The 12,367-nt window shown below is 72.4% G+C and carries 7 protein-coding genes; 3 read left to right on the top strand and 4 right to left on the bottom strand.

The window, feature by feature from the left end; translation table 11 throughout:
• The first annotated feature begins 36 nt into the window (after nucleotides 1–36).
• A complete protein-coding gene (locus AC07AL_RS09240; RefSeq protein WP_363582054.1) occupies nucleotides 37–318 on the top strand; it encodes a type II toxin-antitoxin system Phd/YefM family antitoxin in 282 nt (93 codons plus the stop codon).
• Entirely contained in the window at nucleotides 315–719 is a 405-nt protein-coding gene (locus AC07AL_RS09235; RefSeq protein ID WP_363628719.1) for a type II toxin-antitoxin system VapC family toxin, read from the top strand. Before AC07AL_RS09240 ends, AC07AL_RS09235 begins: the two co-directional genes overlap by 4 nt.
• 48 nt (nucleotides 720–767) lie before the next feature.
• Here AC07AL_RS09235 and glgB read toward each other — a convergent pair whose 3' ends face one another.
• From glgB to AC07AL_RS09215, 4 genes are all read right to left on the bottom strand, one after another.
• Entirely contained in the window at nucleotides 768–3,152 is a 2,385-nt protein-coding gene (gene glgB, locus AC07AL_RS09230; RefSeq protein WP_478317269.1) for a 1,4-alpha-glucan branching enzyme, read from the bottom strand.
• 109 nt (nucleotides 3,153–3,261) lie between these two features.
• Nucleotides 3,262–4,752 (bottom strand): maltokinase N-terminal cap-like domain-containing protein, encoded by a 1,491-nt coding sequence (locus AC07AL_RS09225; RefSeq protein WP_363582060.1) that lies wholly within the window; start codon nucleotides 4,750–4,752, stop codon nucleotides 3,262–3,264.
• A gap of 241 nt (nucleotides 4,753–4,993) precedes the next feature.
• Nucleotides 4,994–6,718: a maltose alpha-D-glucosyltransferase gene (treS, locus tag AC07AL_RS09220; protein ID WP_063347760.1), complete on the bottom strand. Its 1,725-nt coding sequence runs from the start codon at nucleotides 6,716–6,718 to the stop codon at nucleotides 4,994–4,996.
• Nucleotides 6,715–8,670: an alpha-1,4-glucan--maltose-1-phosphate maltosyltransferase gene (locus AC07AL_RS09215; RefSeq protein ID WP_363582158.1), complete on the bottom strand. Its 1,956-nt coding sequence runs from the start codon at nucleotides 8,668–8,670 to the stop codon at nucleotides 6,715–6,717. Before AC07AL_RS09215 ends, treS begins: the two co-directional genes overlap by 4 nt.
• 1,008 nt (nucleotides 8,671–9,678) lie before the next feature.
• On the opposite strand from AC07AL_RS09215, the gene glgP reads away from it, so the two are divergent.
• Entirely contained in the window at nucleotides 9,679–12,360 is a 2,682-nt protein-coding gene (gene glgP, locus AC07AL_RS09210; protein WP_478317268.1) for an alpha-glucan family phosphorylase, read from the top strand.
• Nucleotides 12,361–12,367 lie beyond the last annotated feature (7 nt).

Raw genomic sequence — 12,367 nt, 5'->3', positions numbered from 1 at the left:
TTGATGTACCTACATGACGTAGTTACATTGGAGGGCATGGAGACCATGGGACTGCGTGAGCTGAACCAGAACCCGTCCAAGGCGGTCGCGCGGGTCCGGGCCGGCGCGACGATCGTCGTCACCGACCGCGGGCGGCCCGTGCTGAGACTCGTGCCGGAGGAACCCCCGGCGACGGTCCTCGAACGCATGGTCGCGGCCGGCGAGGTCACCCCGCCCGCCGAGGAGGGCATGCCCGAGCTGGCCCTCGACCTGTTGCCGGAGATCGGCAGCCTCTCGGACCTCCTGGTGGAGGACCGCGAACGGGAGCGGAACCGTTGATCTACCTCGACTCCTGCGCGCTGCTGAAGTTCATCAAGCCGGAGCCGGAGACGGCCGCAGTGCGGGCGTGGCGGCAGGCGCTGCCCGCCGGGACCGAGCTGATCACCAGCGCGCTGGCCCGGCTGGAGATCACCCGCACCCTGCTCCGCGCGGGCCTGGCCCACCAGCAGGTCCCCTACTACGTGGACCAGGCGCTCCGGGGCAGCCACCAGGTCGACCTCAGCAGCGCGGTGCTCGCCCGGGCGCTCTCCTACCGCACTCCGCGCCTCGGCTCGCTGGACGCGTTGCACCTGGCCAGCGCGGACCCGTTCCGCACGGAGCTGACCGAGTTCATCACCTACGACCGCGAGCTGGGCAGGGCCGCGGAGGACCTCGGCTTCCCGGTGTCGGCGCCGAGCTGAGCGCCTGCCCGGCCGGGCAGGCGCTCAGACACTCTGGTGCTCAGGCCCTCAGCGGGCCGGGCGGAGCCAGAGGGTGGCGAGCGGGGGGAGGACCAGTTCGGCGGAGCGGGGCTGGTCGTGCCAGGGGGTCGGTTCGGCCTTGACCGGGTGGGAGTTGCCGATGCCGCCGCCGCCGTAGGCCTCGGCGTCGGTGTTGAGCAGTTCCTCCCACAGCTGGTCGCGGCCGTCCAGGTCGGGCAGACCGACCCGGTGGCCGTGCCGGACGACGGGGGAGAAGTTGCAGACCGCGACCAGCGGCGAGCCGTCGGCCCCGTACCGGACGAAGGAGAGCAGGTTGTCCTCGGCGGCGCCGCCGTCGAGCCAGCGGAAGCCGTCCGGGGTGGTGTCCCGCTCCCAGAGGGCGGGGGTGTCCAGGTAGTGCCGGTTGAGGTCGCGGACCAGCCGGCGGACGCCGCGGTGGTCCTGGTGGGCGGGCCACTGCTCGTCGAGCACCCACCACTGCGGGCCCTGCTCGTGGTCCCATTCAGCTCCCTGGGCGAACTCCTGTCCCATGAAGAGCAGTTGCTTGCCCGGGTGGGACCACATGAAGCCCAGGTAGGCGCGGTGGTTGGCGCGCTGCTGCCACCAGTCGCCGGGCATCTTGGAGACCAGCGCCTGCTTGCCGTGCACCACCTCGTCGTGCGAGATCGGCAGGACGTAGTTCTCCGAGTAGGCGTACACCATCGAGAAGGTGATCTCGTTGTGGTGGAACTTGCGGTGCACCGGCTCCTTGGACATGTAGACCAGCGAGTCGTGCATCCAGCCCATGTTCCACTTGAGCCCGAAGCCGAGGCCGCCGGCGTCGGTCGGGCGGGTGACGCCGTCCCAGGCGGTGGACTCCTCGGCGATGGTGACCACGCCGGGGCAGCGCCGGTAGACGGTGGCGTTCATCTCCTGGAGGAACGCGGCCGCGTCCGGGTTCTCCCGGCCGCCGTGCTGGTTGGGCGTCCAGGCGCCGCCCTCGCGGGAGTAGTCGAGGTAGAGCATCGAGGCGACGGCGTCCACCCGCAGGCCGTCGATGTGGAACTCCTCGCACCAGTAGACCGCGTTGGCGACGAGGAAGTTGCGCACCTCCGTGCGGCCGTAGTCGAACTCCAGGGTTCCCCAGTCGGGGTGCTCGGCGCGCAGCGGGTCGGCCGGCTCGTACAGCGGCTCGCCGTCGAAGCGGGCGAGCGCGAAGGCGTCCTTGGGGAAGTGGGCGGGCACCCAGTCGACGATCACGCCGATGCCGTGCCGGTGCAGGGTGTCGACCAGGTGGCGGAAGTCGTCGGGGCTGCCGAGCCGGGCGGTGGGGGCGTAGTAGCCGGACACCTGGTAGCCCCAGGAGCCGCCGAAGGGGTGCTCCATGACCGGCATGAACTCCACGTGGGTGAAGTTCAACTCCTTGAGGTAGCGCGGCAGTTCCTCGGCGATGGCGCGGTAGCTGGTGAGGTCGGGCCGCCAGGAGGCCAGGTGCAGCTCGTAGACGGACATCGGCGCCCGGTGGTGTGCGGCGCGGGCCCGGCGGGCCATCCAGTCGCCGTCCTGCCAGCGGTAGTCGGAGGAGGTGACCACCGAGGCGGTGGCGGGCGGGCACTGGGCGGCCCGGGCGAGCGGGTCGGCCTTGTCGAGCACCCAGCCCTGCCGGGTGTGGATCTCGTACTTGTACGCGGCGCCCTCGGCGAGGCCCGGGACGAAGAGCTCCCAGATGCCGGACGAGCCGAGCGAGCGCATCGGGTGCCCGGTGCCGTCCCAGTGGTTGAAGTCGCCGATCAGCCGGACGCCGACGGCGTTCGGCGCCCAGACCGCGAAGGCGGTGCCGGCGACGCCGTCGACGGTGCGCACGTGCGAGCCGAGGGCCTGCCATAGCTGCTCGTGCCGGCCTTCGGAGATCAGGTGCAGGTCGAGTTCGCCGAGGGTGGGCGGGGTGCGGTAGCCGTCGTGCTGGGCCAGCGGCTCGCCGCCGGGGTAGGTCACCAGCAGCCGGTAGTCCACGGCGTCGGCGCCGGCCACCAGCCCCGTGAACAACCCGCCCTGCTGATGGGTGAGTTCGGCCGGGCCCTGGGTGGTCTCGACGACCACCCGCTCGGCGAACGGGCGCAGCACCCGGATCGCGGTGCCGCCGTGCACCGGGTGCGCGCCGAGCAGGGCGTGCGGGTCGTGGTGCTGCCCGCCGACCAGCCGGTCCACCTCGGACGGCGGCAGCGGCGCCTCGGGCAGGCGCAGCGAGGCCGTGGGCGGGGCCGTGACCGGTGCGGACGCCGCGACTGGTACGGACTCCTCCGTCGGGGCGGGTTCGCCGGCCGGCACGGACTCCTCGGCCGGGACGGGCTCGGGCCGGGGCGAGTCCGGGCCGGCCAGGAAGGTGGCCGGGACGGGGCGGGTGGTGCGGCCGGGCGGGTCGAGCGGCGTCACGGCTGGGTCCTCCTGCGACGGGGGGTGGGCTAACTCCAGGGCGGCGGAACCGGGGGTGCGGGTGGGGCAGGGGGCGGGCAGGGCAGGGGGTGCGGGCGGGCCGGAGCGGTCAGACGGTGAGGGCGAGCCGGTTGATCGCGGCGAGCGGGATCGGCAGCCAGCTCGGCCGGTGCCGGGCCTCGTACACGACCTCGTACACCGCCTTGTCGATCTCCAGGGCCCGCATCAGCTCCGGTGAGGCCGCCGGGTCGGCGCCGCCGCCGGCGGTGTAGCCGGCGCAGAAGGCGGTGCGGTTGCGCTGGGCCCAGGCGGCGGCGAGGTGGGCGAGTTCCGGATCGACCGGGCCGCCGGCGAGCAGGTGGGCGGCCGCGTAGTCGAAGGAGCGGAGCATGGCGGCGACGTCGCGCAGCGCGGGCTGGGGTTCGCGGCGTTCGTTGACGGACTTGGCGGGTTCGCCCTCGAAGTCCAGCAGCACCCAGCCGTGCGGGGTGCGCATGGCCTGTCCGAGGTGCAGGTCGCCGTGGATGCGCTGGACGGGCAGGCCGTCGGGGTGGGCGTCGGCGAGTTGCTGGAAGGCGGTGCGCAGTGCGGCCCGGTAGCGCAGCAGGCCGGGGACGGCGGCGACGGCGCTGTCCAGCCGGTCGGCCATGGTGGTGGCGAGCCGGCTGGTCTGGGCGCGGTCGAGCCGGGCGACCGGCATCGAGCGGGCCAGGACCCGGTGGACTTCGGCGGTGGCCCGGCCGAGCCGGTGGGCCTCGATGGCGAAGTTGCCGGGGGAGGGGTCGCCCTTGAGCCGGCCGACCTGGTCGAGGGCGAGCTCCCAGCCGTCCTCGGCGTCCGGCAGGTAGCGCTGGAGCAGCCCGAGGGTGGCGGGTTCGGCGCGTTCCAGCCGGCTCTCGAACCAGGCGGCGACCCGGGGGATCCGGGTGGAGCCGGCCCGGGAGAGGGCGAGGGAGAGTTCGAGGTCGGGGTTAGTGCCGGGGTGGATGCGGCGGAACAGCTTGAGGATGTACGAGGTGCCGTAGATGACCGAGCTGTTGGACTGCTCGGCGGTGGAGGCGCGGCCTGGGAGGTTGGCGGGGAGCCCGGAGCCGGGGGTCCGGCGGAAGGACAGCGAGCCGAACCGGTCGCCGGTGGCGAGGTGTTCCAGCAGCCGCCCGGTGAGTTCGGGGTCGTGGACGGCGTCGTAGAGCGCCGCGCCGTCGTACGGGCCCTGGTTGAGCCGGCCGAGCACGGCGCTGGGCTCGATGTCCGCGGGCCCCTCCGAGCGGATGCCGAGCAGGAGTTGGTAGATGTCGCCGTGCGGGGCGCCGGCCGTGGTGGCGTGCTCGACCCGCAGCAGCAGGTGCAGCAGGGCGGGGTCGCCGACCTGGAGCGGGGTTCCGACCATCGGGGTGAGGCCGGTGATGGGCCGTCCCTTTCCGGCGTACCACCGCTGGGTGGGGAGCCACTCGGCGATCAGCGGCAGCGCGGCCTGGACGAGTTCGCTGACCCCCAGGGCGGTTCTCCGGGCCCCGGTGCTCCGCGCGCCCGCCGGCGCGGCGGTGTCGGCGGGGGCGTCCTGCTGCACATGGGCTTGAGAACGGGAGGTTTCGGACATGACTCCCTTTCCCCGGAAGCGGGCGGACTGCCCGACGGGTCTGGCCGGGTCCGTCAGTCTTCCGGATTTCGGCGGCGCGGCGGCGGCGGCACGCGAGCGGGGCTCAGGTGTCACGCCTTCGTGTGGGTGGCCGTTGGGCTGTTCTCCGTACGCGGCGGTGCAGAGAACTCCGGGGGCGCAGGGGTTCAACTCGCGCCCCCGGAGGGTCTGGTGGTGCTGTGGGGCAGGGTGTGGCGGATCGTTACTTCGAGCGCCTGGTCCCGCTCAGCCGCGGCGGCTGCCGGAGCTGGAACCAGTAGAAGCCGTGGCCGGCCAGCGTGAGCAGGTAGGGCCACTCGCCGATGGAGGGGAAGCGCACCCCGCCGATCAGCTCGACCGGGTACCGTCCGCCGTACTGCCGCAGATCCAGCTCGGTCGGCTGCGCGAACCGCGAGAAGTTGTTCACGCACATGACCAGGTCCCCCTCGTGTTCGCGCACGAAGGCCAGCACGGCGGGGTTGCTGGAGGGCAGTTCGGTGTACGTACCGAGGCCGAACGCCGGATTGAGCTTGCGGATCTCGATCATGCGACGCGTCCAGTGCAGCAGCGAACTCGAACTGCTCTGCTGTGCCTCGACGTTGGTCACCTGGTAGCCGTACACCGGGTCCATGATGGGCGGCAGACTGAGCCTGCCCGGGTCGGCGGAGGAGAAACCCGCGTTGCGGTCCGGGGTCCACTGCATCGGTGTGCGCACGCCGTCCCGGTCGCCCAGCCAGATGTTGTCGCCCATGCCGATCTCGTCCCCGTAGTAGAGGACCGGCGAGCCGGGCAGCGAGAACAGCAGGGCGGTGAACAGCTCGATCTGGTTGCGGTCGTTCTCCAGCAGCGGGGCGAGCCGGCGGCGGATGCCCACGTTGGCGCGCATCCGGGGGTCCTTGGCGTACTCCGCGTACATGTAGTCGCGCTCCTCGTCGGTGACCATCTCCAGGGTCAGCTCGTCGTGGTTGCGCAGGAAGATGCCCCACTGGCAGCCGCCGGGGATCTGCGGGGTCTTGCTGAGGATCTCCGACACCGGGTAGCGGGACTCCCGCCGCACGGCCATGAAGATCCGGGGCATCACCGGGAAGTGGAACGCCATGTGGCACTCGTCGCCGCCCGCGGTGAAGTCGCCGAAGTAGTCGACGACGTCCTCGGGCCACTGGTTGGCCTCGGCCAGCAGGACGGTGTCGGGGTAGTCGGCGTCGATCTCCTTGCGGACCCGCTGGAGGAACTCGTGGGTCTCCGGCAGGTTCTCGCAGTTGGTGCCCTCGCGGGCGAACAGGTACGGCACCGCGTCCAGCCGGAAGCCGTCGATGCCGAGGTCGAGCCAGAACCGCAGTCCGGCGATCATCTCCTGCTGGACGCGGGGGTTGTCGTAGTTGAGGTCCGGCTGGTGGGAGAAGAACCGGTGCCAGAAGTACTGCTTGCGGACCGGGTCGTAGGTCCAGTTGGAGGTCTCGGTGTCGACGAAGATGATCCGGGCGTCCGGGTACTGCTTGTCGTCGTCGGCCCACATGTAGAAGTCGCCGTACGGGCCGTCCGGGTCCGTCCGGGAGGCCTGGAACCACGGGTGCTGGTCGCTGGTGTGGTTCATGACGAAGTCGATGATCACGCGCATGCCGCGGGCGTGCGCGGCGTCGACGAACTCCATGAAGTCGGCGAGGTCGCCGAACTCCGGCAGCACCGACTTGTAGTCGGCCACGTCGTACCCGCCGTCGCGCAGCGGCGAGGCGAAGAACGGCGGGAGCCAGAGGCAGTCGACCCCGAGCCACTGCAGGTAGTCGAGTTTGGTGGTGAGCCCCTTCAGGTCCCCGACCCCGTCGCCGTTGCTGTCCTGGAAGGACCGCACCAGCACCTCGTAGAAGACCGCACGCTTGAACCACTCCGGGTCCAGGTTCTTCTTCGAGGTCTCCGGGAAGGTGTCGGGGACGGGCTCGTTCACAGTCACGCTGGGTTCCTCCGAACCGTGAGGAGGTGAGCCGGCTCGGCTGAGGGATCGAGCCGGACGTAGTTGTGCCGGCCCCAGGTGTAGACGGCGCCGGTGAGCTCGTCGTGCACCGCGTACGGGCCGTCGCCGTCGAGGGTGACGGTGGCCTCCTGGACGTGGTGCGGGTCGAGGTTGACCACGGTGACGACCTGGTCGGTGAGGCCCTCGGGGGTGGTCGCGGTCTTGGAGTAGGCGAGCACCTGGTCGTTGTCGGTGGGGTGGAAGCGCAGGTTGCGCAGCTGCTGGAGGGCGGGGTGGCGCCGGCGCAGCCGGTTCAGCACGGTGAGTAGCGGGGCGAGGGAGTCGGTGCGGGTCCAGTCGCGCGGGCGCAGCTCGTACTTCTCCGAGTGCAGGTACTCCTCGGAGCCGGGGTGGGCCGGCTCGTCCTCGTACAGCTCGAAGCCGGCGTAGACGCCGTAGCTGGGGGCGAGGGTGGCGGCGAGCACGGCGCGGATCGCGAACGCGGCGCGGCCGCCGTGCTGGAGGTAGCCGTGCAGGATGTCCGGGGTGTTGGCGAAGAAGTTGGGCCGCATGTAGGCGGCGGCGTCACCGGTGAGTTCGGTGAGGTACTCGGTGAGTTCCGGCTTGGTGGTGCGCCAGGTGAAGTACGTGTACGACTGGTGGAAACCGATCTTCCCCAGGGTGTGCATCATCGCGGGCCGGGTGAAGGCCTCCGCCAGGAACACGACGTCCGGGTCGGTGCGGGCGATGTCGGCGAGCACCTTCTCCCAGAACGCCACCGGTTTGGTGTGCGGGTTGTCGACCCGGAAGATCCGAACGCCGTGGGACATCCAGAACCGGAGGATCCGGATGGTTTCCTTGACGATTCCGTCCATGTCCTGGTCGAAGTTGATCGGATAGATGTCCTGGTACTTCTTCGGAGGGTTCTCGGCGTACGCGATGGTGCCGTCCGCGCGGTGGCTGAACCATTCCGGGTGCTTGTTCACCCACGGGTGGTCGGGGGAGCACTGGAGGGCGAAGTCCAGCGCCACCTCCAGGCGCAGGGCCTCGGCCTCGGCGACGAAGTGGTCGAAGTCCTCGATCGTGCCGAGGTCGGGGTGGACGGCGTCGTGGCCGCCCTCGGGGGAGCCGATCGCCCAGGGCGAGCCGACGTCGTGCGGACCGGCCGTCAGGGCGTTGTCCGGCCCCTTGCGGAAGGCTCGCCCGATCGGGTGCACCGGCGGCAGGTAGACCACGTCGAAGCCCATCGCGGCGACGGCCGGCAGCCGCTCGGCGGCGGTGCGCAGGGTGCCCGAACGCGGCGGCTCGACGCCGCTCGGATCCACCACCGCGCCCTCCGAGCGGGGGAAGAACTCGTACCAGGAGCCGTACAGCGCGCGCTCGCGGTCCACCTGGAGCGGCAGCGGGCGGGAGGCGCTGAGCAGTTCGCGCAGCGGGTACCGGGCCAGCAGGTCCAGCACCTCGGGGGCGAGCGCGGCGGCCAGCCGGGACAGCGGCGGCAGGCCGGGGTCGCGCAGCGCGTCGGCGGCCGCCAGCACGTGCGCGCGGCCCTCCTTCTTCGGCACGCCGACCGCGGCCTGCTCCAGCAGCCGGGCGCCGTCCTCCAGGACCAGCGCGGTGTCGATCCCGGCGGGCAGCTTCACGGCGGCGGTCCGGCGCCAGGTGGCGACCGGGTCGCTCCACGCCTCGACCAGGTACGACCAGCGGCCGGGCGCGGTCGGGGTGACGTGCGCGCCCCAGCGGTCGGTGCCCTCGGCCAGCTCGCGCATCGGCGTCCACGGGCCGCCGCGGCCGCGCGGGTCGCGCAGCACCACGTTGGCGTTGACGGCGTCGTGGCCCTCGCGGAACACGGTCGCGGTGACCAGGAAGGTCTCGCCGACGACGGCCTTGGCCGGGCGGCGGCCGGAGTCGACGAGGGGGCTGACGTCCAGGACGGGGATGCGGCCGATCACGGTGTCGCTCTCTGTCGTCTTGCGGGCGGCGGGCTTGCGGGCGGAGGCCTTGCGCGGCGCGGCGCCGGAGGCGCCCTCGGCGGTGGTCCCGGCGGTCCCGGCGGCGTCGGCGGGGGCCTTCGCGGTGGCGGCGGCGCGGCGCGTGGTGGTGGTGCGCCTGCGCGGTGCCGCGGTCCGGCCCTCCTCGGCCCCGGGTTGTCGGGCCGCTTCGGCCGGCTCGGTGCGGACCGCCCCGGCGGCCCGCGGTGCCGGCATCGCCGGATCCGTCCGAGTGTCAGAATCCATCCGTCCGGCGGATTCCGCGACCGCTGCGTCGTGGCTGTCGGCCACCGGTGTGGACTGGTCCCGCGTGTCGCCGTGCATGTCAAACTCCTGCCCGAGATCGGCGGCAGCTCCCGCGGGCCGGGGATGGGCCAGGGGAGTACCGGGAGGACTGCTGGGTGGGGAGGACGTGCGACCGGAAGCCTGCCCGCGCCGCCGTCCCCGGCAACCTGCCCGGCGCCCGCCGAGTCCTCGACGGGAGGCCCTGGAGCCGCGCGCGTCCCGGCGCGCGCCTCCAGGGGCACGCCCCTGGGCGACCCGGTCGACCCGTGAACGAGCAGGCCGAGTACGAGGACACGCGTCGGTGCGAGGTGAGCGCCGAATGGGCTAAGAAGAAGGGGAACGATCAACGCGAAAAGGATTCGGACGTGCTGCTTCAAGGCGGACGCCACCCGCCGCCGCACTCCCCGCAGCATCAACGACCTTGAGTCATCCTCGCACCGGGGACAAGACTTTTGCAGCGGTACGACAGTAGTTTCGGGCTTTGTCCTGAGCGGATGAGCCATCGGAAATGGACCTGTTCCGCAGTGTTCATGCATTGGTAGCGCAGGACCCCGGAAATGTGCGCCGCGCGCGCCCCCCGTGCAGACCAATGCGCCGAATGCGATCTCATCAATAGGCCGAACGGATGCCCAATAGCCCACTTGACGCACTGTCATGACGGACATCGCGGCTACGCTTCACGCCGTGAAGGCAATCCGCAGATTCACCGTCCGCACCGTCCTGCCCGAACAACTCCAGCCGCTGCACGAGCTGGCCCTCAACCTGCGCTGGTCCTGGCACCCCGAGACCAGGGACCTCTTCCGGTCCGTGGACCCGGAGGTCTGGGCCGCGACCGGCGAGGACCCGGTGCGGCTGCTCGGGGAGGTCCCGGCCGCCCGGCTCGCCGCCCTCGCCGCCGACCGGCGGTTCCTGCGCAGACTCGGCGACCTCGCCGACGACCTGCGCGAGTACCTCAGCGGCCCGCGCTGGTACCAGGCCCAGCAGGAGGCCGGCGCCACCCCGCTGCCCGCCGCCATCGCCTACTTCTCGCCCGAGTACGGCATCGCCGCCGCGCTGCCCCAGTACTCCGGCGGGCTCGGCATCCTGGCCGGCGACCACCTCAAGGCCGCCAGCGACCTCGGCGTCCCGATCATCGGCGTCGGCCTGTTCTACCGGCACGGCTACTTCCGGCAGTCCCTCAACCGGGACGGCTGGCAGCAGGAGCGCTACCCGCTGCTCGACCCGGACGAACTCGCGGTCAGCCTGCTCCGGGAGGACGACGGCACCCCCGGCCGGGTCGACCTCGCCCTGCCCGGCGGCCGCACCCTGGCCGCGCACATCTGGAAGGCCCAGGTCGGACGGGTCCCGCTGCTGCTCCTCGACTCCGACATCGAGGCCAACTCGCCCGCCGAGCGCGACGTCACCGACCGGCTCTACGGCGGCGGCAGCGAGCACCGGCTGCTCCAGGAGATGCTGCTCGGCATCGGCGGCGTCCGCGCCGTCCGCGCCTACTGCCGGCTCACCGGGCACCCCGCCCCCGAGGTGTTCCACACCAACGAGGGCCACGCGGGCTTCCTCGGCGTCGAACGGATCCGCGAGCTGGTCTCCACCGGCTCACCCGGCCCCGACAGCGTCGGCCTGGACTTCGCCGCCGCCCTGGAGTCCGTCCGGGCCGGCACCCTGTTCACCACCCACACACCCGTCCCGGCCGGCATCGACCGCTTCGACCGCGAGCTGGTCGCCCGCCACTTCAGCGGCGACGCCGCGCTGCCGGGCGTCCCGGTCGAGCCGGTGCTCGCGCTCGGCGCCGAGACCTGGCCCGGCGGGGACCCGAAGCTCTTCAACATGGCCGCCATGGGCCTGCGGCTCGCCCAGCGCGCCAACGGGGTCTCCACCCTGCACGGCGAGGTCAGCCGCTCCATGTTCAACGGCCTCTGGCCCGGCTTCGACGCCACCGAGGTGCCGATCACCTCCGTCACCAACGGCGTCCACGCCGCCACCTGGATCGACCCGGCGGTCGTGCGGCTCGGCGCCGCCGAGATCGGCGCCGACCGCGCCGAGGACGCCATGACCACCGGCGACGCCAAGCGCTGGACCGGCCTGGAGCGGATCGGCAACACCGAGATCTGGGACCTGCGCCGCAGCCTGCGCGCCCAACTGGTCGACGAGGCCCGCCGCCGACTGCGCGACTCCTGGCGCCAGCGCGGCGCCGGCGAGGCCGAACTCGGCTGGGTCTCCTCGGTGCTCGACCCCGACGTGCTCACCATCGGCTTCGCCCGCCGGGTGCCCTCGTACAAGCGGCTCACCCTGATGCTGCGCGACCCGGACCGGCTGCGCGCCCTGCTGCTGCACCCCGTCCGGCCGGTGCAGATCGTGGTCGCCGGCAAGGCCCACCCGGCCGACGACGGCGGCAAGCGGCTGATCCAGCAGATGGTCGCCTTCGCCGACGACCCGGCCGTCCGGCACCGGATCGTCTTCCTGCCGGACTACGACATGGCGATGGCCCGGCACCTCTACCCGGGCTGCGACGTCTGGCTGAACAACCCGCTGCGCCCGCTGGAGGCCTGCGGTACCTCCGGGATGAAGGCCGCGCTCAACGGCTGCCTCAACCTGTCCGTCCTGGACGGCTGGTGGGACGAGTGGTACGACGGCCAGAACGGCTGGGCGATCCCCACCGCCGACGAGACCGACGGCGTGCTCGACCCGGAGAGCAGCGAGGCCGAGCGCCGCGACGACATCGAGGCCGCCGCGCTGTACGACCTGATCGAGGACCAGGTCGCCGGCCGGTTCTACGACCGGGGCACGGACGGGCTGCCGCACCGCTGGATCGCCATGGTCCGGCACACCCTGGTCACCCTCGGCCCCAAGGTGCTGGCCGGGCGGATGGTCCGCGAGTACGTCGAACGGCTGTACACCCCGGCGGCGCTGGCCCAGCGGGAGCTGGCGGCGGCGGAGCACCACGGCGCCCTGGAGCTGGCGGCCTGGAAGGCGAAGGTCCGGGAGGCCTGGCCGGCCGTCCGGGTCGAGCACGTCGAGGCGGACTGTCCGGACGAGGCGCAGGAGCTGGGCAGCTCGCTGGCGCTGCGGGTGCAGGCCACGCTCGGGGCGCTGGAGCCGGGCGACGTCGAGGTGCAGGCGGTGTCCGGCCGGGTGGACGAGACGGACGGCATCTCGGACGGCTGCGTGCTCGCCCTCAAGCCGGTCGGCGGGTCCGACCTGGACGGCCGGACCCGCTACGAGGGCTCGCTGGAGCTGTGCCGGACCGGCCCGTTCGGCTACACCGTCCGGGTGCTGCCGGCCCACCCCCGGCTGGCCTCCCCGGCGGAGCTGGGGCTGGTGGCCCTGCCCGCCGAGTCGTCGGGGATGGACGCGGGGGTGCTGCGCTGAGGCCCTG

It is taken from the genome of Kitasatospora sp. NPDC043949 (assembly GCF_056435365.1).
This window is presented reverse-complemented; position numbering and strand designations above follow the sequence as displayed.

Bases quoted from the DNA above. Each gene is read 5' to 3' on its own strand.
- AC07AL_RS09240 (WP_363582054.1), top strand. From the start codon at position 37: ATGGAGACCATGGGACTGCGTGAGCTGAACCAGAACCCGTCCAAGGCG.
- AC07AL_RS09225 (WP_363582060.1), bottom strand. From the start codon at position 4,752: ATGTCCGAAACCTCCCGTTCTCAAGCCCATGTGCAGCAGGACGCCCCC.